Annotated in this window: 27 protein-coding genes; 25 read left to right on the top strand and 2 right to left on the bottom strand. The window is 58.3% G+C overall.

The window, feature by feature from the left end:
* Nucleotides 1-132: 132 nt before the first annotated feature.
* The 12 genes from C7436_RS04755 to flhB all read left to right on the top strand — a co-directional run bounded on the left by C7436_RS04755 (nucleotide 133) and on the right by flhB (nucleotide 9468).
* The gene (locus C7436_RS04755) at nucleotides 133-438 is read left to right on the top strand and encodes an STAS domain-containing protein (protein WP_014421036.1); all 306 of its coding nucleotides are present in this window, start codon (nucleotides 133-135) and stop codon (nucleotides 436-438) included.
* 10 nt (nucleotides 439-448) lie between these two features.
* Nucleotides 449-2173, top strand: a complete 1725-nt coding sequence (locus C7436_RS04750) for a fused response regulator/phosphatase (protein ID WP_014421037.1) — start codon at nucleotides 449-451, stop codon at nucleotides 2171-2173.
* A gap of 23 nt (nucleotides 2174-2196) precedes the next feature.
* Complete coding sequence (locus tag C7436_RS04745; RefSeq protein WP_011785464.1) at nucleotides 2197-2547, top strand: Hpt domain-containing protein; 351 nt, start codon at nucleotides 2197-2199, stop codon at nucleotides 2545-2547.
* 97 nt (nucleotides 2548-2644) lie between these two features.
* Complete coding sequence (locus C7436_RS04740) at nucleotides 2645-3829, top strand: flagellar hook-length control protein FliK (RefSeq protein ID WP_011785463.1); 1185 nt, start codon at nucleotides 2645-2647, stop codon at nucleotides 3827-3829.
* Nucleotides 3830-4010: 181 nt separating this feature from the next.
* Nucleotides 4011-4511, top strand: a complete 501-nt coding sequence (locus tag C7436_RS04735; protein ID WP_011785462.1) for a flagellar basal body-associated FliL family protein — start codon at nucleotides 4011-4013, stop codon at nucleotides 4509-4511.
* Nucleotides 4512-4552: 41 nt separating this feature from the next.
* Nucleotides 4553-5551, top strand: coding sequence for a flagellar motor switch protein FliM (gene fliM, locus C7436_RS04730; RefSeq protein ID WP_011785461.1), 999 nt, complete (start codon nucleotides 4553-4555; stop codon nucleotides 5549-5551).
* Nucleotides 5544-6044: a flagellar motor switch protein FliN gene (gene fliN / locus C7436_RS04725; RefSeq protein WP_121206857.1), complete on the top strand. Its 501-nt coding sequence runs from the start codon at nucleotides 5544-5546 to the stop codon at nucleotides 6042-6044. The genes fliM and fliN overlap by 8 nt, the downstream gene beginning before the upstream one ends.
* A gap of 1 nt (nucleotide 6045) precedes the next feature.
* A complete protein-coding gene (gene fliO / locus C7436_RS04720) occupies nucleotides 6046-6495 on the top strand; it encodes a flagellar biosynthetic protein FliO (RefSeq protein ID WP_121206856.1) in 450 nt (149 codons plus the stop codon).
* A gap of 4 nt (nucleotides 6496-6499) precedes the next feature.
* Nucleotides 6500-7261: a flagellar type III secretion system pore protein FliP gene (gene fliP, locus C7436_RS04715; protein WP_011785458.1), complete on the top strand. Its 762-nt coding sequence runs from the start codon at nucleotides 6500-6502 to the stop codon at nucleotides 7259-7261.
* 8 nt (nucleotides 7262-7269) lie between these two features.
* A complete protein-coding gene (fliQ, locus tag C7436_RS04710) occupies nucleotides 7270-7539 on the top strand; it encodes a flagellar biosynthesis protein FliQ (RefSeq protein ID WP_014421042.1) in 270 nt (89 codons plus the stop codon).
* A gap of 4 nt (nucleotides 7540-7543) precedes the next feature.
* Entirely contained in the window at nucleotides 7544-8329 is a 786-nt protein-coding gene (gene fliR, locus C7436_RS04705; protein ID WP_014421043.1) for a flagellar biosynthetic protein FliR, read from the top strand.
* Nucleotides 8330-8331: 2 nt separating this feature from the next.
* Nucleotides 8332-9468: a flagellar biosynthesis protein FlhB gene (flhB, locus tag C7436_RS04700; RefSeq protein ID WP_011785455.1), complete on the top strand. Its 1137-nt coding sequence runs from the start codon at nucleotides 8332-8334 to the stop codon at nucleotides 9466-9468.
* A gap of 52 nt (nucleotides 9469-9520) precedes the next feature.
* Here flhB and C7436_RS04695 read toward each other — a convergent pair whose 3' ends face one another.
* Both C7436_RS04695 and upp read right to left on the bottom strand, forming a co-directional pair.
* On the bottom strand, nucleotides 9521-10777 hold the full coding sequence (locus C7436_RS04695) for a uracil-xanthine permease family protein (protein WP_011785454.1): 1257 nt from the start codon (nucleotides 10775-10777) through the stop codon (nucleotides 9521-9523).
* A 2-nt stretch (nucleotides 10778-10779) separates the two neighbouring features.
* On the bottom strand, nucleotides 10780-11418 hold the full coding sequence (upp, locus tag C7436_RS04690) for a uracil phosphoribosyltransferase (protein ID WP_011785453.1): 639 nt from the start codon (nucleotides 11416-11418) through the stop codon (nucleotides 10780-10782).
* Nucleotides 11419-11641: 223 nt separating this feature from the next.
* Between upp and flhA the strand changes: the two genes are divergently transcribed.
* The 13 genes from flhA (at nucleotide 11642) to C7436_RS04630 (ending at nucleotide 24818) form a co-directional block, all read left to right on the top strand.
* Nucleotides 11642-13816 (top strand): flagellar biosynthesis protein FlhA, encoded by a 2175-nt coding sequence (gene flhA, locus C7436_RS04685; protein ID WP_036148968.1) that lies wholly within the window; start codon nucleotides 11642-11644, stop codon nucleotides 13814-13816.
* A gap of 55 nt (nucleotides 13817-13871) precedes the next feature.
* Nucleotides 13872-15185: a flagellar biosynthesis protein FlhF gene (flhF, locus tag C7436_RS04680; RefSeq protein WP_121206855.1), complete on the top strand. Its 1314-nt coding sequence runs from the start codon at nucleotides 13872-13874 to the stop codon at nucleotides 15183-15185.
* Nucleotides 15186-15257: 72 nt separating this feature from the next.
* Nucleotides 15258-16070, top strand: a complete 813-nt coding sequence (locus C7436_RS04675) for a MinD/ParA family protein (RefSeq protein ID WP_011785450.1) — start codon at nucleotides 15258-15260, stop codon at nucleotides 16068-16070.
* A gap of 32 nt (nucleotides 16071-16102) precedes the next feature.
* Complete coding sequence (locus C7436_RS04670) at nucleotides 16103-16846, top strand: RNA polymerase sigma factor FliA (protein ID WP_023010591.1); 744 nt, start codon at nucleotides 16103-16105, stop codon at nucleotides 16844-16846.
* Between the two features lie 160 nt (nucleotides 16847-17006).
* Nucleotides 17007-17390: a chemotaxis response regulator CheY gene (cheY, locus tag C7436_RS04665; protein ID WP_011785448.1), complete on the top strand. Its 384-nt coding sequence runs from the start codon at nucleotides 17007-17009 to the stop codon at nucleotides 17388-17390.
* Between the two features lie 21 nt (nucleotides 17391-17411).
* Nucleotides 17412-18197 (top strand): protein phosphatase CheZ, encoded by a 786-nt coding sequence (locus tag C7436_RS04660; RefSeq protein WP_011785447.1) that lies wholly within the window; start codon nucleotides 17412-17414, stop codon nucleotides 18195-18197.
* A gap of 18 nt (nucleotides 18198-18215) precedes the next feature.
* Nucleotides 18216-20339, top strand: coding sequence for a chemotaxis protein CheA (locus tag C7436_RS04655; RefSeq protein ID WP_121206854.1), 2124 nt, complete (start codon nucleotides 18216-18218; stop codon nucleotides 20337-20339).
* A 33-nt stretch (nucleotides 20340-20372) separates the two neighbouring features.
* Nucleotides 20373-21518 (top strand): protein-glutamate methylesterase/protein-glutamine glutaminase, encoded by a 1146-nt coding sequence (locus C7436_RS04650; protein WP_023009867.1) that lies wholly within the window; start codon nucleotides 20373-20375, stop codon nucleotides 21516-21518.
* Complete coding sequence (locus tag C7436_RS04645; RefSeq protein WP_011785444.1) at nucleotides 21518-22258, top strand: flagellar motor protein; 741 nt, start codon at nucleotides 21518-21520, stop codon at nucleotides 22256-22258. The genes C7436_RS04650 and C7436_RS04645 overlap by 1 nt, the downstream gene beginning before the upstream one ends.
* Nucleotides 22259-22277: 19 nt before the next feature.
* Nucleotides 22278-23060, top strand: coding sequence for a flagellar motor protein MotD (motD, locus tag C7436_RS04640; protein WP_011785443.1), 783 nt, complete (start codon nucleotides 22278-22280; stop codon nucleotides 23058-23060).
* Nucleotides 23061-23083: 23 nt separating this feature from the next.
* Nucleotides 23084-23230 carry a hypothetical protein gene (locus tag C7436_RS18735; RefSeq protein WP_157680627.1) on the top strand — a complete coding sequence of 49 codons (147 nt, stop codon included), beginning with the start codon at nucleotides 23084-23086 and terminating at the stop codon, nucleotides 23228-23230.
* A 21-nt stretch (nucleotides 23231-23251) separates the two neighbouring features.
* Nucleotides 23252-24049, top strand: coding sequence for a ParA family protein (locus C7436_RS04635; RefSeq protein WP_011785442.1), 798 nt, complete (start codon nucleotides 23252-23254; stop codon nucleotides 24047-24049).
* Nucleotides 24042-24818, top strand: a complete 777-nt coding sequence (locus C7436_RS04630) for a chemotaxis protein CheW (protein WP_121206853.1) — start codon at nucleotides 24042-24044, stop codon at nucleotides 24816-24818. Before C7436_RS04635 ends, C7436_RS04630 begins: the two co-directional genes overlap by 8 nt.
* Nucleotides 24819-24867 lie beyond the last annotated feature (49 nt).

The raw sequence follows: 24867 nt of genomic DNA, 5'->3' as shown, positions 1-24867 counted from the left end.
GTCCCCGGTGATCTGCATCAGATAACCCGGATGCAATTTCCGTTTATTTGACTATCCTTTACCAGATAAGCTTGCCATCAATGGCTGGCAGCGAAGGAAAGTCATTGGTGGAATGTGCCGGGAGGTTCAGGAATGCCTATAGAGACACGCCGGAGCGATGACGGCAAGACCCTCACGATCTGCGTGGAGGGTCGGTTCGATTTCAGTACCCATCAATCCTTTCGGGATGCCTACGAGCACAGCGAACCCACCGTCAGCCACTACGTCATTGATCTTTCAGACACCACTTACCTCGACAGCTCTGCTCTGGGCATGTTGCTTCTGTTAAGGGATCATGCTGGCGGAGATGGCGCCCGCATCTCAATCGAGAACTGCAACAGCGATGTCCGGCGAATTCTCTCCATTTCCAACTTCGAGCAGTTGTTCAGCATTCGCTGAGGCGATTCCCTTGAAGGTACTTCTTGCCGAGGACAGTGCCAGCGACAGGTTGATTCTGGCGCGGCTGGTAAAGCGCCTGGGCCATACCGTGATTGAAGCCGAAGACGGTACCGAGGCGGTGGATCTGTTCCGGGAGACCCAGCCGGATCTGGTGTTGCTGGACGCCCTGATGCCGCGGATGGACGGAATGGAGGCCGCTCGTCAAATCAAGGCTCTGGCAGGCGAGCGCCTGGTGCCGCTCATCTTTCTCACCTCCCTGTCGGGGGCGGGTGATCTGGCCCGGTGTCTTGAGGCCGGCGGCGACGACTTTCTCGTCAAACCCTACAATCGCGTGATTCTGGAAGCGAAGATTAACGCGTTTAATCGTATGAGAGGGTTGCACCAGGCATTGTCGGACCAGCGTGACCATATTCGGCGCCAGAATCAGCAGATGCTGGACGAGCAGCGCACGGCGCGGCGGGTGTTTGATAACATTGCCCATACCGGTTGTCTGGATGCCCCCAACATCCGCCACCATGCATCCCCTCTCTCGGTTTTCAACGGTGATGTATTGTTTGCTGCTCAGCGCCCCGGGGGCGGCACTCTGGTGTTTCTGGGTGATTTCACCGGGCACGGATTACCTGCCGCCATTGGCGCCATGCCGGTTGCTGAAATCTTCTACGGGATGGCGGCCAAAGGCTTTGGCGCCCCGGATGTCCTCCGGGAAATTAACCGCAAGCTTCGGCGAATACTGCCGGTAGGCATGTTCTGTTGTGGTTTGATGGTTGAGGCTGACTTCAAACACAACAGCCTGCGTGTCTGGAATGGTGGCTTGCCGGATGGCTGGCTGTTGCGTGCCGGAGGCGACCGTGTCGCCATTCCGTCCCGGCATCTGCCGCTGGGTGTCCGGGAGCCGGACCAGTTTTCGGCCTCCATGACCGTGCTGGATGCGGCACCGGGCGACTGGCTGGTGATGATGACCGACGGGCTCCCCGAGGCGCCCAATAGTGGCGGTGAAAGCCTGGGCGAGGAAGGTGTCTTGAGCGTTCTGGCGGGTCTGGAACCAGGGCAGGAGCCGTTCGAGGCCCTGCTGGAGAGAATGCAGCAGCACACCGGGAAGCCAGAGCTGGCTGATGACCTGACGCTCTGCTGCCTGCAAATGGTCCGGGCCGAGGCGCCAGAAGCAATGCCCGACAAGATTCCTGAATCGGCGTTGACGGGCCCGGCGGACTGGCGCTGCGTCTATGAGCTGAGGGAACAGACACTGGCAGACTTCAACCCCCTGCCGCTTTTACTGCATATCTGTATGGAGGTGCCCGGACTGAGGAGCCGAAGCGGCGAGGTCTACACCCTGTTGTCGGAACTCTACAACAATGCTCTTGAGCACGGTGTTCTGGCCCTGTCCTCAGAGTGGAAAACGTCACCTGGCGGTTTCAGCCGCTATTACCAGGAGCGAACGCGCAGACTGGGGAACACCGATGGGCATTTCATACGGTTTTCTCTTGAGCATCAGCCCAGGGAGGGTGGAGGTACCCTTACCGTTGTCTGTGAAGACAGTGGTGATGGTTTTGATTTCACTGAATATTCTGACACAGTGATGCAACAGCAGGCGGCTTCAACCGGCCGATACGCGGGCCGGGGACTTGAGATCCTCCGGCGTATGACGCGAAATCTCAAGGTTCACGGCCGGGGCAATCGCGTGGAAATCGTCTATGATTGGTGGTTCCCCGACGCGGCCATAATCAGTGGCGCCTGAGTGCCGACAAACGAGGATAGCGAATGAACGACAAACCCCATCTTGACGTGGAGGCGCTGGCCGAACTGCAGGATGTGATGGAAGACGAGTTTGATGTCCTGATCCAGACCTACCTGGCAGACTCCCGTTCACGCATTGACGGCCTGAAAGAGGCGCTGGCAACGGCCGACCCGGAGCACTTCGCCAAGACCGCGCACAGCTTCAAGGGCAGTTGCATCAATATCGGTGCTCCCAGGCTCGGAGGCCTGTGTTTTGAGGCCGAGCAACTGGGCAAGGACGCCACTCTGGAACAGGCCCCTGCAGTGCTTGAACGGATTGAGGCCGAGTTTTCGGAGGTGGCTAGACGTTTGCAAAACTTTGGCCAGGAGGCCTGAACGTCAGCCCGTGTGAAGGTTTGGCACCGCTTTTGCAGCTCTCAGGAAAACGCTCCGAACAGGGGCTACCTGAGATCTAAAGCGGCAAGAGGTTGCCATGCAACAGACCATACTTCCCCAGGCACCGGCGAAAACGAGTCAGCCAGAGGTCGGTGCAGCGAAATCGCAAGGCCGGAAGGACCCGGAGGCCGGTGACAGTCGTTTTGACGAGCTGTCCAGGGCCGAGCAGAAGCGGATGGATGCCAAGCGCGCCGAACGTCGGGATCAGGCTGATGCCGCGCAGGAACGCAAGGCGGCCGACCGGGCCGATGAGAAAGCCGAAGCCTCCGGTACCCGGCCAGAAAAAAATGATACGCCCACTGACCAAAAGCAGGTAGCGGACTCCGATTCACCGGCCCGTCCTTCCTCGGCCAGTGACACCAGCAATACCGGCGATACTGAGGCAGACGATGCCCTGGTCGTTGCCGAACCGCTGATGCCCCTGACATTCGCCAATCTTCAGTCGCTGTATCCTGCAGCCGCCAACCAATCCGGTACGGGCGGACCTGAGAGCCTGGCATCAAATATGGCGCTCACAGGAACTCAGGCCACTCCCGGACTGATCAAGGGCCTGCCGGGGCAAACATCTGCCGGGGGAGGCAGCACCGCTCTGGCTCCGGGCATGCAGCTAACCGACCTGCTTGCCGGTGCGACAAGCGCTGAGAGCGCCCGTCCCGTTGATCCGACCAGTCTGCTCTCCAATCCCAGATTCCAGAGTGTAATGGATACCGCAGCGCAGCAGGCAGCACAGCCCGGAAAACTGGCTGCGGACGCCAACATTCCGCTCCGGGGCTACACCACCTCGGTGGATGTGCCGGTTGGACAGGCGGAGTGGGGCGACAAGGTCATGGGCAAGCTCAGTTGGCTGACCGCCCGCAATATGTCGGTTGCCGAAATACACCTCACGCCTCCGGATATGGGGCCAATGGAAGTCAAGGTAAAAGTCCACAACGATCAGGCCAGCGTCACCGTGCATGCGGCCAACCCGGTGGTGAGGGAGCAGCTCGAACAGCACTCCCACCGGCTCCGCGACATGCTGGGTGAACAGGGGTTGTCCTTGGGGCAGTTTGATGTCTCTGACCAGGGCGGTCAGCAGGCCGGTGGCGAGAGTGGTGAGGCCGGTGAGGGCGATGGTCGGTCTTCTGGTGGATCATCCCTGGCCAGCCACGATGCTGATGCAGAGTCGTTGAGCACCGGCCAGCTTGATCTGGGCTGGCGGGGTGAAGTGGACGTCTTTGCCTGAGTCCGGATGATTTCTGACCAATTCAGCCTGCTGTCTTCCGACTTCTTTGCCCATCCCCTCCGGCAACGCTAAACTGCGGTTCTGAATACAGGGGATGGGCTGTCTGGCCCGGCCTTTGCATCACATCAGCGAAAGGTTGTTCGGAGCTTTCCGGACGCCAAAAAAGTGACAAGCGAGTGTTATGGCCGAAAATACTGCGACCGAAGCGCCTGCCAAAAAAGGCAAGCTGAAACTGATCATCATGCTGGTGATCATCATTATCCTGGCGGTGGGCCTTTCCGTGGTCGGGACACTCTGGTTCCTGGGCGGAGGATTGCCCGGCGCAGATGACGCCGAAACCACGACTTCGGCAGAGCCCGCGTTTGTCGCCAGCAGTTATACCGAAATTGAGAAAGCCCTGGTGACCACCGTTCAGGCTCAGGGTCGACAGCGCTATGCCCAGGTCTATGTATCATTCGAAGCCAAAGATCCTGCTGCACTGGCCGCCGCTGACGTTCATATGCCGCTTATCCGCAGCCAACTGGTGATGGTGCTGGGCAGCAGCGACTTCATGCAGTTGCAAACGCCGGAAGGTCGTCAGACGCTGGCCGACAGCATGCTGCAGACTGTGAATCAGGTGCTGGAGCAGGAAGGGGAGCCGGCAATCGACCGGGTATTGTTCCGGAATTTTGTGGTTCAGTAATCATACCGGGCGGATAACCAACATTAGGGGCAGGAACAGGTATGCAGGATTTACTGTCACAGGACGAGATCGATGCCCTCCTCCACGGGGTGGATGATGGTGACATCGATACCTATGAAGAGACCGATGATACCGGCGTAAAGAACTACGACCTCGCCAGCCAGGATCGGATCGTCCGTGGCCGCATGCCAACGCTCGAGATGATCAACGAGCGTTTTGCCCGCTATACCCGTATCAGTCTGTTCAACCTGCTGCGCCGCAATGCCGATGTCTCCACCGGCGGCGTCCAGATCATGAAGTTCGGTGAGTACATCCATACCCTGTACGTACCCACCAGCCTTAACCTGTGCAAGGTTCGCCCGTTACGCGGTACATCCCTGTTCGTGCTGGACGCCAAGCTGGTGTTCAAACTGGTGGACAACTTCTTCGGTGGTGAGGGCCGCCATGCCAAGATCGAGGGTCGGGAATTCACACCGACCGAAACCCGAATTGTGCAAATGGTACTGAATCAGGTCTTCCACGATATGAAAGAAGCCTGGCACGCAGTCTTGCAGGTGGAATTCGAATACCTCAGCTCGGAAGTCAACCCGGCCATGGCCAACATCGTCAGCCCGAGCGAAGTGGTCGTGGTCAGCACCTTCCATATTGAACTCGATGGGGGGGGCGGCGAACTTCATTTCGCACTGCCGTATTCCATGATCGAGCCAATCCGCGATGTGCTGGATGCGGGTGTGCAGAGTGATATTGATGATGTCGACGAACGCTGGGTAAACGCCTTGCAGGAGGACATCAAAGAGGTCAATGTGCCCATCAATACCACCGTCTGCCGGCGCCGCATCTCTCTGCGTGACATTGCCCGGATGAAAGCTGGCGATGTGATTCCGGTAGAGATTCCCGAGCACCTGACGGTGACCGCCAATGGTATTCCAATCTACAAGGCAACGCTGGGCACCCGCGACGGTAAGCTGGCGCTGAGGATTCACGACCGGGCCAAGTTGCCCAAGGTAAAGAAACAACTGAAGGTGGGACGCAATGGCTGACGACGACAAGAAAGACGAGCAGGAACTCAGCGAAGACGAAAAGCTGGCGGCCGAGTGGGAAGCGGCAATGGACGAGTCCGGCGATGGAGAAGGCTCCCGGGAAGATGAGTGGGCAGCGGCCATGGCCGAGGCTGGAGGTGGCGACGACCAGCCTGAAGCCGAACGCCAGGATGTGCGCACCGCTCCCATGGAAGAGTTTGGTGCGGACCAGGGCCCTGGTGGCGGTGAGTCTCCTGACATTGACGTAATTTTGGATATTCCGGTTACCATTTCCATGGAAGTGGGGAACACCCAGATTCCGATACGAAACCTGCTTCAGCTGAACCAGGGCTCAGTGATTGAACTCGACCGACTGGCGGGCGAGCCTCTGGACGTGCTGGTTAATGGCACCCTGATCGCCCACGGTGAGGTGGTCATGGTCAATGAGAAGTTTGGTATCCGGTTGACGGACGTGATCAGTCCGGGTGAGCGAATCAAACGGCTGCAGAAATAATATGGCAAGACTGACGGGCTGGTTGCTGTTGTGGGCTCCGCTGCCGCTGTTGGCCGAGGAAACGGCAGCGGCGGGCGAAATCGCCACCTCTGGTGGGCGTGCCCCGGATACTGTGGCGACGATACTGAGCCTGGGAGCGGGCCTGCTGGCGGTGGTGGCCATCATTTATGGTTGTGCCTGGCTGATCCGTCGGATGGGCGGCATGACCGGTATGAACAACAACGCCATCAAGGTGGTGTCTGTGCTGGCTATCGGTGCCAGGGAACGTATTGCGCTGGTGGAAGTGGGGCAGCAGCAGATTCTGCTTGGCATTACTCCCAGCACGATCAGGACCCTGCATGTATTTGATCAGCCGGTGGTGGATGCCGGCAATGCCGGCTCCAGTGACTTCGCCCGCAAGCTGCAGTCCATGATTGGCAAATCCTGGTCAGCGCCAGAGAGGAAAGACTAACGTCATGGTGGTGGCCATTCTCAAACGCGGTTTTCCCTGGCTTGCGCTGATTGCCGGCCTTTGTCTTCCCGCCCTAGCCCAGGCTGATCTGCCCGGCATTCCGGCATTTACGGTTGAGCCCGGCGAGAACGGCACCGAGGAGTACTCGGTAACCCTGCAGATCCTGGCGCTGATGACCGCGCTGACTTTCCTGCCGGCCATGCTGATGATGATGACCTCGTTTACCCGGATCATCGTGGTCTTTGCGATTCTTCGTCAGGCTCTGGGGCTACAGGCCACACCCTCCAACCAGATCTTGCTGGGGCTGGCGCTGTTTCTGAGCATTTTTATCATGAAGCCGGTGCTGGAAGAGGCGAACCGGGTGGGCCTGCAACCATACCTGCAGGAAGAGGTGACTTCACTGGAGGCGGTGGAACTGGCCAGCCAGCCGTTTCGGAAGTTTATGCTGGAGCAGACTCGAGAAGACGACCTGGCGCTGTTCATGAGGATTGCCGATGTTCAGTATGAAACACCGCAGGACGTGTCTTTCTGGATTCTGATGCCGGCGTTTGTCACCAGTGAACTGAAGACGGCGTTCCAGATCGGGTTTATTCTGTTTATACCATTCCTGATCATCGACATGGTGGTGGCCAGTGTTCTGATGGCCATGGGTATGATGATGCTGTCACCCATTATCATCTCGCTGCCCTTTAAAATCATGCTGTTTGTGCTGGTGGATGGCTGGGCCCTGATCATGGGAACCCTGGCCGCCAGTTACGGGATCTAGGAGGTATCATGACTCCGGAAACGGTTATCGACATACTGCGAGAAGCGCTCTGGCTGATTGTTTTGCTGTCTGCGGTCATCATCGGGCCGGGGCTGGCGATTGGTCTTGTGGTCAGTACCTTCCAGGCTGCCACCCAGATCAACGAACAGACCCTCAGTTTCCTGCCTCGCCTCCTGATCACACTGATCGTGATCATTGCCGCCGGGCCCTGGATGCTGACCACCTTGCTGGACCACGCCAACGGGCTGATCTCCCGCATTCCCTATCTGATCGGCTGAGCCCATGCTGCCGGCGGAGTTCAGTGCAGATCTGATCGGCCAGTGGGTGGGGCAGCATATCTGGCCATTGTTCCGGCTGGCCAGTTTTCTCATGGTCATCCCTGTTTTCGGTACTCAACTGGTGCCGGCGAGGGTGCGGCTGGGACTGGCGTTACTGATGACCATCCTGATTGTGCCCATGATCCCTCCCGTTCCCCAGGTGGAAGCGCTCAGTGCCGACGCGGTCGTCATCACGCTGCAGCAGATCCTGATTGGTATCGGCCTGGGCTTCGCGCTGACCGCACTCTGGCAGTTGTTTGTGATCGCCGGGCAGATGATTGCCATGCAGATGGGCCTGGGCTTTGCCTCCATGGTAGACCCCGCCAATGGTGTTAACGTGCCAGTGCTGGCTCAGATCTACACCATCACCATTACTTTGCTGTTTCTGGTGATGAATGGCCATCTGGTGGCCTTCGAGGTGTTCATCGAGAGTTTCTACACCTTGCCTATTGGCCTGGAAGGGCTGGGGCAGGATGGTGTGTGGGCGCTGGCCCATCGCATTTCATGGATGTTTGCCTCTGCCATGTTGCTGGCATTGCCGGCCGTGACTGCGGTTTTGATTGTGAACATCTCTTTCGGTGTAATGACCCGTGCGGCGCCTCAGATGAACATCTTCGCCCTCGGCTTTCCGATTGGCCTGATTTTTGGGTTGTTTGCTATCTGGGTCTTACACGCCAATTTCCTGCCACACTTCGATCAGTACACGCGGGAAACGTTTGATTTCATGCGCGCTCTGCAAGGGCAACCCTGACCATGGCCGAAGAGAACGACAACAGTCAGGAAAAAACCGAAGAGCCTACCCCCCGACGCCTGGAGAAGGCCAAGGAGGAAGGCCAGACGGCTCGTTCCAAGGAACTCGCCACCATGGCGGTATTGCTGGCCGGTGCTGGCGGGCTTCTGATTTTTGGTACGTCGCTTGGCGCTTCTATTGAGTCCATCATGCGCGACTCCTTCGTAATCGAGCGCTCAGCGATTTTTGATACCCGGCATATGAGTGTTCAACTGATACTGGCGGCCAAAGAGGCCGCCTGGGCGCTGTCACCGATACTGGTGATGTTGCTGATTGCAGCCATTGCCGGCTCCATTGGCATCGGCGGTCTGCTGTTCAGTGCCAAGGCCATCGCACCGAAATTCAACCGGATGGATCCGATCAAGGGCCTGGGACGAATGTTCTCCATGCGCTCCCTGATCGAGCTGGTCAAGGCGATTGCCAAGGTGGGCCTGGTGATGGCGGTCGCCATCCTGATTCTGAACCTTCGCACCGAAGACTTGCTTGCGATTGCGGAAGAACCGACCGTACCTGCCATGGAGCACGTGCTGTGGACGCTGGGCTGGAGTTTCTTCTTCCTGTCCTGCGCCACCATTGCTATTGCCGCCATCGACGTGCCTTTCCAGATCTACGATCACCAGAAAAAGCTCCGTATGACCAAGCAGGAGGTCAAGGACGAGTACAAGGACACCGAGGGCAAGCCGGAGGTCAAAGGCAAGATTCGCCAGCTCCAGCGGGAGATGGCCCAGCGCCGGATGATGCAGGACGTTCCCAAGGCCGATGTGGTGATTACTAACCCGACCCACTATGCCGTGGCATTGAAGTACGATCAGAAAACCATGGGCGCGCCAGTGGTGGTGGCCAAGGGGGCAGACGAGGTGGCCTTCAAGATTATGGAAATTGCCAGGGAGAACAAGGTCGAGGTCCTGCGAACACCGCCACTGACACGGGCGGTGTATCACAATACCGATATTGGTGAAGAGATTCCGGACGGCCTGTACATGGCCATTGCTCAGGTGCTGGCCTACGTCTTCCAGCTGCGTCAGTTCCGCAAGGGCCGTGGGCCGAAGCCCGGCATGCCGGACTTCCCGATTCCGCCCGATATGCGGCGCGATATCTGAAGCCCTCTATTCCGGGGATCGGAATAGAGGCAGGATATTGCTTTCCGCGGGGTCAGCTGGATTCGTGCTCGTGAATCCGCTTGCCCCAGGCTTCCCGTTCGCCCGGCAGGATCAGGTTAAGGATGATGGCAACCACTGCGCACAGGGCGATGCCTTCCAGTTGGCCCAGCGCCATGTTGCCGATACCAAAGACCAGGGTCACGCCTACGATCACCAGATTACGGGACTGGGACAGATCCACCTGATGTCGGATCAGGGTATTCAGGCCCACAACGGCGATTGAACCGAACAGCAGGCAGAGGATGCCGCCCATAACCGGTACCGGAATGGTCTGCAACGCGGCGCCGAACTTGCCGACAAACGCCAGAACAATGGCAACCACCGCCGCCCACCACATAACTTTCGGGTTGAAGTTCTTGGTCAGCATCACCGCACCGGTTACCTCGGAATACGTGGTGTTGGGAGGACCGCCAAGCAGCGAGGCAGCGCTGGTGGCCAGACCATCACCCAGCAGGGTACGGTGCAAGCCCGGTTTTTCCAGATAGTTCTTGCGGGTAACGTTACCGATGGCCAGAACGTCGCCGATGTGTTCGATGGCTGGTGCGATGGCGACCGGAATCATGAACAGGATAGCGCCCCAGCTGAACGCCGGTGCTACGAAGTTTGGCATTGCCAGCCACTCAGCCTGTTGGATCGGCGTTGTGTCAACAATGCCCATAATGGCAGAGAGAAGGTAACCCACGAGGACACCGAACATGATCGGGATCAGTCGGAAAATGCCCTTGGCCCAGACCGACATGATGATGGTCACGGCCAGAGAGATCATGGCAATCCATATGGCAGTGTTGTAGGGCACCAGCTGAGTCTGGCCGTCACCGGTTTTGCCTGTAGCCATAAACACTGCTACCGGAGCCAACCCCAGGCCGATGGTCATGATGACCGGTGCAATCACCACCGGAGGCAGCAGCCGGGTAATGAAGCCGGTGCCACGCAGGCGAATCGCCCCGGACAGAATGATATATAGAATGCCTGCGGCCATCAGGCCACCGAGGGTTTCTTCCAGGCCAAAGCGGCCTTTGGAGGCCAGCACGGGCGCGATGAACGCGAACGATGAAGCCAGGAAAATCGGGATCTGGCCACCGGTCACAATGTGAAAGATAAGAGTGCCCAGGCCGGCAGTGAACAGCGCGACGTTCGGGTCCAGGCCGGTAATCAGTGGCATCAGTACCAGGGCGCCAAAAGCCACCAGCAGCATCTGGGAACCGGCAATAGCCTGTTTCCAGACCGGATCGTTGTTATGGTCCTGCATGCTCAGACGTCCTTCTGCTTGGTGCCGAAGATCTTGTCGCCGGCATCACCCAGGCCCGGCAGAATGTAGCCTTTCTCGTTCAGGCGCTCATCCACCGATGCGGTGTAGATGGACACGTCCGGGTGTTTTTCCAGAACCTTTTCCACGCCCTCCGGCGCAGCCACCAGAACCAGAGCCCGGATTTCGGTGCTACCGGCCTTTTTGAGCAAATCGATGGTGGAAATCATTGAGCCGCCGGTAGCCAGCATCGGATCGATGATCAGGGCCATGCGCTGATCCAGCTCGCCTACCAGTTTTTCCAGGTAGGTTTCCGCTTCAAGGGTGTCTTCGTTGCGGATCTGGCCAACCACGCTCACCCGGGCCACCGGAATCAGGCTCAGGACACCGTCCAGCATGCCCAGACCGGCACGGAGGATGGGCACGATGGTTACCTTCTTGCCGTGGATCTGCTCCACGGAGACCGGGCCTGCCCAGCCCTCAATGGTTTTTTCCTGAAGATTGAAGTCTTTGGTGGCCTCGTAAGTCAGCAGCGCGCCAACTTCCTGTGCCAGCTCTCGGAAGTTTTTGGTACTGATGTCGGCGCGGCGCATGAGGCCGAGCTTGTGGCGGATCAGAGGGTGCTTCACTTCGTGGATCGGCATGGGGTCACCTGTGTGTTCGGGTTTCTGGCTTGAATCGGGATAGTGCAAATGGCGAAAGGATACCGTATCTGGGCCGCTGCGTCAGGCGTTGAACGGTGCTCAGACGTCAAATTTTGCAAGGGCTGGTACGGTTCTTGCGATACCACCCGGAAAGCGACCCCTGGTGTCAGATTTTCGACCCGGAAAATGCCCGCAGGCACAGATACGTGGAGACAGACCCGGCATGGACAGAGCTCTAGTCCTTAACAACGTCAAATCCCTGACGCGGGGGAACCTCGGCATCCCCCTGATGCTGATGGGGCTGCTTGGCATGATGATTCTGCCCATGCCGGCGTTCCTGCTGGATGTGTTCTTCACCTTCAACATCACTCTGTCTATCGTCATTCTGCTGGTCTGCGTGTACGCCATGCGGCCGATGGAATTTGCCTCCTTCCCCACGGTATTGCTGGTGGCCACCCTGTTGCGGCTGGGCCTGAACGTGGCGTCCACCCGGATTGTATTGCTGAACGGCCATGAGGGCGGCGATGCTGCCGGTAAGGTAATCGAGTCCTTTGGTGAAGTCCTGATTGGGGGAAACTACGCTGTTGGTCTGGTGGTTTTCGCCATCCTTATGATCATCAACTTTCTGGTTGTCACCAAAGGTGCCGGCCGGGTGTCTGAGGTCAGTGCCCGCTTCACTCTGGATGCCATGCCTGGCAAGCAGATGGCGATTGATGCCGATCTGAATGCCGGGCTGATCAATCAGGACGAGGCCAAGCATCGCCGTTCGGAAATCGCCCAGGAAGCCGATTTTTACGGTTCCATGGACGGTGCCTCGAAGTTCGTGAAAGGCGATGCTGTTGCCGGTTTGCTGATTCTGGCCATCAACATCGTTGGTGGTGTGGCTATCGGCATGATGCAGCACGGGTTGGATTTTGGTCTGGCAATGGAGCGTTATGCTCTGCTGACCATCGGTGATGGTCTGGTGGCCCAGATTCCCTCGCTGTTGCTCTCCACGTCGGCCGCCATCATGGTTACCCGGGTAACGTCCAGCCAGGACATGGGTGGCCAGATCATTCAGCAGATGTTCAGCGCTCCCAAGGCGTTGGGTATTGCGGCGGGTATCCTGATTCTGCTGGGCCTGATTCCGGGCATGCCCCACATCGCGTTTCTCGGCCTTGGTTTGCTGGCCGCCGGCGCAGCCTGGTTTATCTGGAAGAAACAGCAGCAAACGGTTGAAGATGAAGGTGGCTTTGTTGGTCGTGGCGGCATGGCGGGTGGTGCGGCCCGGCAGGGTGCGGAAATTTCTCCGGATCGTCCGGGCGGCGAGGGGCAGGCACTGCCGGCGCCGGGGGAAACCCGCGAGCTCGGATGGGATGACGTGGCCACGGTGGACATTGTCGGGCTGGAAGTGGGCTACCGCCTGATTCCGCTGGTAGACAAATCCCAGGGTGGACAATTGCTCAGCCGGATCAAAGGGGTTCGTAAGAAGCTTTCGCAGGATCTGGGCTTCCTCATGCCCTCGGTGCACATTCGCGACAACCTGGATCTTATGCCGAACGTCTACCGGATTACCCTGATGGGCGTGACCATTGCCGAGGCCGAGATCCATCCGGAGCGGGAGCTGGCCATTGATCCGGGGCAGGTGTTTGGCAAAGTTGAAGGCATTGCCGGCAAGGACCCCGCCTTCGGCCTGGACGCCATCTGGATTGAGTCCGACAGGAAGGATCAGGCCCAGACCCTGGGTTACACCGTGGTGGATGCGAGTACCGTGGTGGCGACACATCTGAATCAGATCCTGCAGAAACACGCTCATGAACTGATTGGCCACGAAGAAGCCCAGAAGTGGCTGGACCAGTTGGAGAAGATTTCGCCCAAGCTGGCGGAGGAACTGGTGCCGACCACGATTTCCATCAGCATCCTGTTGAAAGTTTTGCAGAACCTGTTGAAAGAAGAAGTGCCGGTGCGGGATATGCGCTCCATTGCCGAGGCCATCGTGAACGTGCATCCAAAGAGTCAGGACCCGAAAGTACTGACCACGGTAGCCCGCCAGGCGCTGCGCCGGATGATTGTTCAGAGTATTTGTGGCAACGACGCCGAAATCCCTGTTATCACGTTGGATCCAGACCTGGAACAGTTATTGCTGAAGTCTGTTCAGCAGAGTCAACAATCCGGCGGTCAGGATGACATTGGTCTGGTGCTTGAGCCCAACATGGTGGAAAAGCTGCAACGATCCCTTCAGGACAGCGTGCAGCGCCAGGAAATGCTCGGCAAGCCCGCCATCCTGCTGGTTTCGGGGCCCTTGCGGCCAGTACTGGCGAAGTTTGCCAGCTACGGGGTAGAGCGTTTGCATGTGCTCTCTTACCAGGAAATCCCGGATAACAAACAGATCACGATAGTCGCTTCTGTGGGTCAATAAACCGACGGAGCATCGCGGGGAGCCAGAGTGCTTGCCGGTGGGAGGATGAAACAGCATGAAAGTAAAACGGTTTTTTGCGCAGTCCATGGCTGAGGCCCTGAAGCAGGTAAGCCACGAAATGGGGCCGGATGCCGTTATTCTGTCTAACCGCCGGGTTGATGGTGGTGTTGAGATCGTGACGGCACTCGACTACGACGAAAACATGGCGCGTCAGCGTCTTGGCGATAGGGCGGTTGAAGCCACCAACGGCTCCCGGCTGGCAGAGATGCAGGCCGAGCAGCATCGTCGGCTGGAAGAGGAGCTGAACCGGTCCCGCAGTCGCATTCGTGAGGTTCGGGAAAAGCGCGCAGGAAGTGGCGCCTCAGGTGGCGTGGCGTCGTCCTTGTCTTTCGAGACTGCCGATTTTCCGGCGTCACGTCCCAGTGATGAAGCGCTGGCAAAGCCGTTTGCGGGTAGCGAATCCGGCGCCGGTGGCTATGCCGATGAACTGGCCAGTATGCGTGCCGAAATCAGCTCTCTGCGTGATCTGGTCAGTGGTAAGGCTGCAACTGCCACGCCGACCGGCAACAGCGCAGTTCAGCAACGATTGGCCGAGCGCCTGCAGGAGTTCGGTTTGGGCGCGGAGCTGGCCGGCTCTCTGTCCCGTCGGCACCGGGCCGGGCGTCTGGAGGACGGCTGGAAGCAGTCACTGAAAATGCTGGCGACCGGCGTTCGTACCGGTCGCGAAGACTGGCTTGATGCCGGCGGTAACTATGCCCTGGTTGGGCCAACCGGGTCTGGCAAAACCACCACCATTGGCAAGCTGGCGGCCCGCTACGTCCTTGAGCATGGTCCGGATTCGTTGGCACTGGTGACCACCGACCGCTATCGTGTGGCCGCTCATGAGCAGCTCTTCGTGTTCGGCCGCATCCTGAATGTGCCCGTGCGAGTGGTGGATGAGAGCCATTCCCTGGATGACATTCTTGATGAGTTATCGGATCGACACCTGGTGCTGATTGACACTGCCGGCCTGACCAGTGCCGACCGCGGTTACCAGGAACAACTGGCGGAGTTGGCTCACAGCGATCACAATATCCGTACACATCTGGTGGTCTCCGCCACCAGTCAGCCACGTATCATGAAATCCGTGTGGCATTGCTATAAGATGGCAAACCTTGCAGGCTGCATCATGACCAAGATTGATGAGGCCCTGACCCTGGGCGAAGCGCTCGGGTTCGTTATGGAGACCAGCTTACCGGTGGCCTGGTACACCGATGGCCAGAAGATACCGGAAGATCTCCAGAGGGCGGAGGCCATTCCGTTAGTGCGCCTGGGCGTAGAACGGCTTAAGGCCGTGCAGAGCACACAGACAGTCGCCGAAGGTGCCTGAGCCTCGTTGGCGACAGAATAAAACACCGGCACGCGTGCCCGTACAAGAACGTAGTAAGAGACTGATAACAGTATGAGCAGACCACATCCGGTTCAGGTGATTGCGGTTTCCGGCGGCAAGGGCGGTGTCGGCAAGAGCAATGTTTCGGTCAATCTCGGTATCGCCCTGGCCCAGAAGGGGCGCCGGGTTGTCTTGCTGGACGCGGATCTCGGGCTCGCCAACATCGATGTGTTGCTCGGCATTACCGCCAATCGAAATCTTCAAGACGTACTCAGCGGCGATTGTGATCTGAAAGACGTGCTGGTGAATGGCCCTGGTGGTATCAAGATTGTACCGGCTTCCTCCGGCACCCAGCGTATGACCCAGCTCAGCGCCATGGAACATGCCGGCCTGATCAACGCTTTCAGTGAGCTGGGCGACCAGATTGACGTTCTGATTGTGGATACCGCCGCAGGTATTTCTGAATCGGTGGTCAGCTTCCTCAGGGCCTCGCAGGAACTTCTGCTGGTGGTCTGCGACGAACCTACTTCCATTACCGATGCGTACGCGTTGATCAAGCTGATGAACCGGGATTATGGCACCAACCGCTTCCGTATCCTGGCAAACCAGGTCCGCAATGAGCAGGAAGGCCGCCATCTGTTTGAAAAACTGACCCGGGTCACCGAGCGTTTTCTGGATGTGGCACTACAATATGTAGGTATCGTGCCTTACGACGAGGCCGTCAAGAAAGCCGTCCAAAGACAGAAAGCGGTATTGGATGCCTATCCGAGGGCGAAAGCCTCGCTGGCTATCCGGGCTCTGGCCGAAAAAGTGGATAGCTGGCCTTTGCCGTCCTCTCCCAGGGGGCATCTCGAATTCTTCGTGGAGCGGCTCGTCGAAGTCTGATCTGAATCCAGTCCTACAAGAAAACCGGATACATGACATTGGCGAAACATCTGGGAATTTACCATCAGGCCGGCGCCAGGAGCCCTTCAGCCCTGATTGAAGAGCATGCGCCGCTGGTCAAGAAAATCGCCCTTCATCTCATGGCCCGGCTGCCGCCATCAGTGCAGCTGGAAGACCTTATGCAGGCCGGTATGATTGGCCTGCTGGAGGCCGCGCAGCGCTATTCTTCCGGCAAAGGTGCCACCTTTGAAACCTACGCAGGGATTCGCATCCGCGGCGCCATGGTGGATGAGATCCGCAAAGGCGACTGGGTGCCCCGCTCAGTGCATCGCAACGCCCGGCGAATCGCCAGTGCTATCAAGCAGGTGGAAGATCGTACCGGGCGCGAGGCCCAGGATGCCGAAGTAGCTGAAGAGCTTGGCATTGGTCTGGACGAGTATCATGCCTCACTCGCCGACGCTAACAGCGGTAGACTTTTTAGTCTTGATGAACTCAATGAATCCGGCGAGCTGCCGATAGAAGAAGCAGAAGCGAGTGATAATCCGCTGGACGGTATTGCTTCAGGCGCTTTCCAGCGAAGTCTCGCAGACGCCATTGAGCAGTTGCCTGAGCGTGAAAAGCTGGTATTGAGCCTGTATTACCAGGAAGAGCTCAACCTCAAGGAAATCGGTGCGGTGCTAGGGGTCAGTGAGAGCCGGGTAAGCCAGATTCACAGCCAGGCGGCGTTGCGACTTCGCAGCCGGCTGGCCGAGTGGCGGGATGGTGACAACGACTGATCGGCCAGGTGCTGTGTTTCTCTTTCAGCAAGCTGTGTAGCTTTTGGTAAACGATGCTTTACAACGTGCGCAAACACCACACAATAAGCGCTTAAGGTAGCAGCCTGCTAGACTTCCAAAAGGCTGAATGAATTCCGGGTGTTACTGACTGGAGGTCCCATTGGACAAGAACATGAAAATTCTCATTGTGGATGACTTCTCCACAATGCGACGCATCATCAAAAACCTGCTGCGAGATCTCGGCTTCACCAATACGGATGAAGCAGACGATGGCAACACCGCGTTGCCCATGCTCCGAAGCGGCAAGTATGACTTCCTGGTGACTGACTGGAACATGCCCGGCATGTCGGGCTTTGACCTTCTGAAGGCTGTCCGTGCTGATGAAAACCTGAAGAACCTGCCGGTTCTGATGGTAACGGCAGAGGCCAAGCGGGACCAGATCGTGGCTGCGGCTCAGGCCGGGGTGAACGGTTATGTGGTCAAGCCTTTCACGGCAGCCGTGCTGAAGGAAAAGATCGAGAAAATCTTCGAACGAATCCAGTAACCAGAGGTCGGATGGCTCGCCATGAGTGATACCAAACAGAACCATCAGGGCCTTGATCCGGAGGTGGCGGAGAAGCTTCAAAAGCAGGCCTCCGACCTGGCCGAGAATGTAAACGCCGGGAATTATGCCAAGGCGATGACCCTGATCAATGAACTGAGCGAGGTTCGCGATCAGAGTCTGTATCGGGAAGTGGGGCGACTGACCCGCAGCCTCCATGAGGCAATCCGGAACTTCCAGATAGACCCGCGTAATGCCGAGCAGAAAGAAGTCCTGTCGAAGATGAGCGACGCTTCTGACCGTCTGGCCTATGTGGTTCAGATGACCAGCCAGGCGGCGAACCGCACCATGGATCTGGTTGAGGAAAGCATGCCGGTGGCTCACGCCATGCGGGATGAAGCGGTTGCCCTGCGGGATGAGTGGCAGCGTCTGCGCCGTCGTGAAATGGAGCCTGCGGAGTTTCGGGAGCTTTACGGTCGCATCGACAAGTTCTTCGCTGGCCTGACGACAGACTCCGACAGTCTGTACCAGAACCTGTCGGAAATCCTTCTGGCTCAGGATTTTCAGGACCTTACCGGTCAGGTCATCCAGAAAGTCACCGCGTTGGTGAAAGAGGTGGAAGACAACCTTCTTGGTCTGGTGGTGATGGCCAGCCACGTGGATCAACTGACCGGCACAGTGCATCAGATTGAAGAAAAAGAAGAATCGGCCGAAAAAGGTGTAGGCCCCCAGATCAAGGCCGATGAGCGGGAAGATGTGGTTTCGGGACAGGACGATGTGGACGATCTGCTGTCCAGTCTCGGATTCTGATAATAAAGAGGGTGACGCATGGCGTTAGATGCTGATGAAGAGATCCTGCAGGACTTCCTGGTAGAAGCCGGCGAGATACTCGAAAAGTTGTCGGAGCAGCTGGTGGATCTGGAGCAGCATCCCGATGACAGCGATCTGCTGAACGCCATTTTTCGTGGCTTCCATACCGTGAAAGGGGGCGCAGGCTTCCTTCAACTGGAGGCACTGGTTAATTGCTGCCACTCTGCGGAAAACGTGTTTGATATTCTCCGGAATCACAAGCGCAAGGTAACACCGGACCTGATGGACGTGGTGCTGGAGGCGCTGGACAACGTTAATGCCATGTTCGAAGAAGTCCGCAACCGGGAAGAACCGACGCCCGCGCCGGACGAACTGATTGAAGCTCTGGATGCACTCGCCAAACCCGAGTCCGAGGATGCACCGGCGGTGGAAGCGCCAACCCCGGCACAGGAGCCGTCGTCTGCGGATGTCGGGCAGCAAGGGGATCAGGGCGATATCACTGACGAAGAGTTCGAGCAGCTGCTGGACGCGTTGGCGGATGAAAAATCCGATGGCCAGAAACCGGTCGGCAACGAGCAGGTGAGCACCCCGGCAGAACCCGGCGGCGGCTCAGACAGTGATGAGATTACCGACGATGAATTTGAGGCCCTGCTGGATCAACTCCACGGCAAGGGCCAGTTTGCCGGCGCGCCTGCGGAAGATGAAGCGCCCAAGGCAGATATCGACACCAGCGGTGGCTCGGAGAAATCATCCGGTGACGCCGATCTGATTTCCGACGACGAATTCGAGAACCTGCTGGACGAACTGCATGGCAAGGGTGCAGGCCCAAGCGCGGGGGCTGCCGCAGGTGAGCCCAAGCCTGCGCCGGCTCCATCAAGCAAGGCCGAACCAGCCCCGGAACCAAAGAAAGCGGAAGCCAAAGCCGAGAGCAAGGCCGCTGCCAAGCCGGCCCCTGCACCTGCCCGTGAGGCCGCACCAGCGGGCGAAACCACGGTTCGGGTTGATACCAAGCGCCTGGACGACATCATGAACATGGTGGGCGAACTGGTGCTGGTGCGTAACCGCCTGCAGCGTCTGGGTTCCGAAAGCGAAGACGAACACATGCACAAGGCAGTGGCCAATCTCGATGTGGTGACCACGGATCTGCAGGCTGCCGTCATGCAAACACGGATGCAGCCGATCAAGAAAGTTTTCGGCCGTTTCCCCAGAGTGGTGCGCGACCTGGCCCGCAGTCTGAAGAAAGAAGTGAATCTGGTCATGCACGGTGAGGAAACCGACCTGGATAAAAACCTGGTTGAAGCTCTGGCCGATCCCCTGGTGCACCTGGTGAGAAATTCCGTGGATCATGGTGTCGAGGCACCGGACGTACGGGAAAAGGCCGGCAAACCTCGCGCTGGAACCGTGACTCTGTCGGCGGAGCAGGAAGGCGACCATATTCTGCTGTCCATTGTCGACGACGGCGCCGGTATGAATCCTGATGTCTTGCGCCGCAAGGCGGTCGAGAAGGGCCTGTACGATCAGGATGCGGCAGACCGCCTTACCGATAACGAGTGCTTCAATCTGATTTTTGCGGCCGGTTTCTCCACCAAGGACCAGATTTCCGATGTCTCTGGTCGGGGTGTCGGCATGGACGTGGTGAAAACCAAGATCGGCCAGCTCAATGGGCAGATCAATATCATGTCCGAACAGGGCAAGGGCACCAGCATTATCATCAAGGTGCCGCTGACTCTGGCCATTATGCCAACGTTGATGATCATGCTCGGTGACCAGTCTTTCGCGCTGCCGCTGGTGAATGTGGTGGAGATTTTCCACCTGGATCTGACCAAGACCAACATTGTCGACGGCAAAGAGTGCATTGTCGTGCGGGACAAAGTGTTCCCACTGTTCCACATCAAGCGCTGGCTGGTGCACGGTGCGGCAGGTCAGGGCGAGCCGGAGAATGCGCACGTGGTGATTGTGGCCATGGGGACCAAACAAGTCGGCTTTGTCGTTGATCAGCTGATTGGCCAGGAAGAGGTGGTGATCAAACCTCTGGGCCGGGCCCTGCAGGGGACGCCAGGAATGGCCGGCGCCACCATCACCGGTGATGGCCGTATCGCCCTGATTATTGATGTGCCGAGCCTCCTGCAGCACTACGGCTGAGCAGGAATTTCCGGGATTGTGTAGGAGAAATGGATGACAGTTTCTGTCCTGGTCGTGGATGATTCGGGCTTTTTTCGCAAACGGCTGACGGAAATCCTGACGGCCTCGGGCCAGATTAAAGTGGTAGGCGCCGCCACCAACGGGCGGGAAGGTGTCGAGCTGGCAGAAAAACTGCGCCCCGATGTGATCACCATGGATTACGAGATGCCGGTGATGGACGGCATCTCTGCCGTGCGCGAGATCATGCGCAAACATCCCACCCCGGTTTTGATGTTCTCGTCCCTGACCTATGAAGGTGCCCGCGTTACCCTGGATGCCCTGGAAGCCGGTGCAGTGGATTTCCTGCCCAAGAACTTCGAGGAAATTGCCAGGGACACCAGTCAACTTCAGAAAATCCTTATCCAGCGTATTCTGGATGTGGCCGGTAGCCGCCCGGGTGCCCGATCGGCGCCTGTGGCCCCGAGGCCGGCGGCACCGGCTACGGAACCTCGCCGTGAACCTGTCGAGCGCGCTGGTTCGCGCCTGCACCGCCCGGTAACGACGGAACCCCGTAAAGACCCTGCGACCTCCGAGCCGGTTCGTAAACCCGCCAGAAAAACGGCCGCCAGGCACTACAGTGTGGTAGCCATCGGCACTTCCACCGGTGGCCCCGTTGCGCTGCAAAAGGTGCTCACGGCGTTACCGGCTTCGTTCCCCGCGCCTATTGTGCTGGTTCAGCACATGCCCGCCAGCTTCACTCCGGCCTTTGCTGAGCGGCTCAACAAGTTGTGTCGCATTGAGGTGCGTCAGGCCGAGGACGGCGATGTGCTTCGTCCGGGACTGGCCCTGCTGGCGCCCGGTGGCAAGCAGATGATGATTGAAAGTCGCGGCGGGCAGGCGAAAGTGCGGATTCTGCCGGGTGATGACCGCTTGAATTACAAACCCTGTGTGGATGTTACCTTCGGCTCTCTGGCCAGGAGCTTCCCAGGCAAAACCCTGGGTCTGATCCTCACTGGTATGGGTTCCGACGGCAAGGAAGGCTGCAGGATGATGAAGCAGTCCGGTTCCGTGATCTGGTCCCAGGACGAGAAATCCTCCGTCATCTATGGCATGCCGATGGCTGTGGCCAAAGCCGGACTGAGCGACGAAATTCTGGCGCTGGAAGATATTGGCGCGCGGCTGGTTGAAGGTGTGAGCTGATGGATATTCTGAGCCTGCTCGGAATCATCCTGGCGTTCGTGGCCATCCTGGGTGGCAATCTGCTGGAAGGTGGTGCTGTCAGTTCACTGTTCAACGGCCCGGCCGGGTTGATCGTGGTGGGCGGAACTCTGGCGGCAACCATCCTGCAAACCTCCTGGCCAATGCTCAAACGTGCCTTCGGTCAGGTTCGCTGGGTGTTTATTCCGCCCTATATCTCGCTGGAAGATGGCATTGGCAAGGTCATCGACTGGAGCGTCAAAGCCCGAAAACAGGGCCTGCTGGGCCTGGAAGGGCTTGCGGAGAGAGAGCCCGAGCCGTTCGCCCGGAAAGGGCTGCAGTTGCTGGTTGATGGTGCGGAGCCCGAGTCCATTCGCAGTATCATGGAAGTGGACCTGGAAACCCGGGAGCAGCGCGATCTGGAGTCGGCCAGGGTCTATGAGGCCATGGGTGGGTATTCCCCCACTATCGGTATTATTGGCGCGGTGATGGGCCTTATTCAGGTCATGACGAACCTGGAAGATCCCCAATCACTGGGGGGCGGCATCGCCACGGCCTTTGTGGCGACCATCTACGGCGTTGCCCTCGCCAACCTGTTGTTCTTTCCGGTGGCCAATAAATTGCGGGGCATCATCAAGGAACGCACCCGTTATGAGGACATGATGATCGATGGCATTATCGCCATTGCCGAGGGCGAAAACCCGAAATCCATCGAATTGAGACTGCGGGGCTTCCTGCAGTAATTCCGGGCCAGGGCTTCCTATGCGCCGTCGCAGACCACCCCAGGATGATCTCCACAACAAGGAACGCTGGCTGATTTCCTACGCGGATTTCATCACGCTTCTGTTTGCCTTTTTCGTGGTGATGTATTCGGTATCGTCCGTGAATGAGGGCAAGTACAAGGTGCTGTCGGAAACCTTCACCGGTGTCTTTAACGCCCCCCAGCGCTCATTGCAACCGGTCACCGTAGGCGGCCAGCCGGTCCGGGCGCCGCAACAACAGCATGAAGATGTTATTCCGCCGCCGGTTACCGAGGCGCCCCGTAATCCGGAACTGGATGCAGAGGGTCGCACCGAGGCTTTGCGAACCATGGCCAACCAGCTTGCCATGGAATTCGACGAACTGATCAATCAGGGGGTAGTGAGTCTGGAAACCAGCAGCGAGTGGATTGAACTCAATCTGCCGAACAGCATGCTCTTTGGCAGTGGTGATGCTGAGCCCCATTACGACTCTTTTGAAGTCATTGAAAAGATCGCCAGTGTACTGCGCAACCGCGACAATGCGGTCAAGGTGGAAGGCTTTACCGATAACCAACCCATTCGTACCAGCCGCTTTCCGTCCAACTGGGAACTTTCGACCGCCCGTGCAGCGGCTGTCGCCCGGATGTTGATGATGGAGGGCATCGAGCCAGAGCGCCTGGCAGCGGTGGGTTATGGTCAATACCAGCCTGTGGCCCGCAACGATACCGAGGAGGGCCGGCGGCGTAACCGCCGGGTGGTTCTGCTGATCTCCCGGGATGCAAGCATCCGGGGGGCGGTGCGCTGATCACCTGACGGTGGCAGATGCGTATGGCTGAGCTGGCACACTTCCTGTATTACCTGTTGTTCATCGTCCGAATCGGCAAGGGGTTGCCGCAAAACCATCGATTCGGCTTTCAAGTTACCCGTATCCTTGCCGATAAGTTGAACAGAGGCCGGCGCATGACGCCAGGCTGAGCCGTTACCGGAGAACAAAACGTGCGTATCTGGGCTGTAGCCAATCAAAAAGGTGGAGTGGGGAAGACAACCTCTGTGGTCGCCCTGGGCGGACTGCTGGCCCAGCGCGGCAAGCGTGTGCTGGTGGTTGATCTGGATCCGCACGGATCGCTGACCAGCTGGTTTGGTTATGACCCGGATACCATCGCCCACAGCGTATTTGACCTGTTTCAGCATCAGGGCAAGGTTCCTGAAGGCCTGCCGGCGCAACTGATCACCGATACCGGTTGCCCCGGGCTGTCGCTGCTGCCTGCCAGTACTGCACTGGCCACCCTGGAGCGTCGGATGATTGGCGTTGAGGGTATGGGGCTGATTGTCTCCCGTGCCCTGGCCCAGTTGTGGGATGATTTTGACTACGTGATTCTCGACAACACGCCGTCACTGGGTGTGCTCATGGTGAATGCACTGGCCGCTGCCCAGTACCTGGTGATTCCGGTACAGACCGAGTTTCTGGCCATCAAGGGCCTGGAACGAATGCTGCACACCCTGCAAATGATCATGCGCTCCCAGAAGAACGAATTACCGTACATGATCGTTCCCACACTCTATGATCGCCGGACGCAGGCTTCGGTCAAGAGCCTTAATCTGTTGCGCAAGACCTATCAGGATACCCTCTGGCGTTTCGCCGTACCGGTTGATACCAAATTCCGGGATGCCAGCCAGGCCGGGGTTATTCCCTCGCAACTGGATGCGGAAACCCACGGTGTCCGGGCCTATGATCATCTGTTGGACGACCTCCTGAAGCGAACCGGTTCGGTGAAGGAGCGTCAGCATGGCTGACAGAAAAATGACGCAACTGGCAGCGCCGGAAGCGGCCATTGCCAGTTATCTGGATGAATTGCTGCACACCGCCACCAGCACTGCGTTGCAGGAAGAACAGATACATCCTGAGCCGGAGCCGTTAGTGGCGCAACCGGAACCGGAGCCGCCGAAACCGGTAAAAACCGAAGCAAAGCCTGTCACCAGAGCCCGTCCTCGCCCAATCGTTCAGGCACCTGTGGTGGAACAGAAAGCGCCGGAGCCGGTTCAGACGGAGGCGCCGGTCACGGCCCCGGGCAACGATGGCGAGGTGCCACCGGCGCGCCCGGACTGGTCGGAAGAGCCGTTCGAGTGCCTGATTTTTACGGTGGCCGGGCTGCAGTTGGCGGTGCCGCTGGTTCTGTTGGGCGCCATCCATCGTATTGAAGAAGAGATCCGGCCAATTCCTGGCAGTCCCCGGTGGTACATGGGGATACGGCCGGATCGGGACCACAACCTGCGGGTTGTGGACACCGCCGAGTGGATTATGGCTGGCCGGGTACCGGCTGGTGCCCGGGACAATTATCGGTTTGTGATCCGGCTGGATGACAGTGAGTGGGGGCTGGCCTGTGACGATGTGGCCCAGTCTTTCACGCTGCGGCCGGATGAAGTGCGCTGGCGCACAGCGCGCAGCAAGCGCCCCTGGCTGGCGGGCACCGTGGTTGACCACATGTGTGCGTTGATCGATGTGCGCACCATGGCGCATCTGCTGGTGCGGGCAGAGCGTGAACACCATCTGGATCTGAGTTAAACAGGTCCGTTACTCAATGAAACCGTGTGAGGCTGGCACGGTTTGTGCC

Origin of the sequence: Marinobacter nauticus (genome assembly GCF_003634635.1) — a bacterium.
Classification (GTDB): Bacteria; Pseudomonadota; Gammaproteobacteria; order Pseudomonadales; family Oleiphilaceae; genus Marinobacter; species Marinobacter nauticus.
Note: the sequence above shows the minus strand (reverse complement) of the source record. Positions and strands in the feature narration are given on the sequence as shown.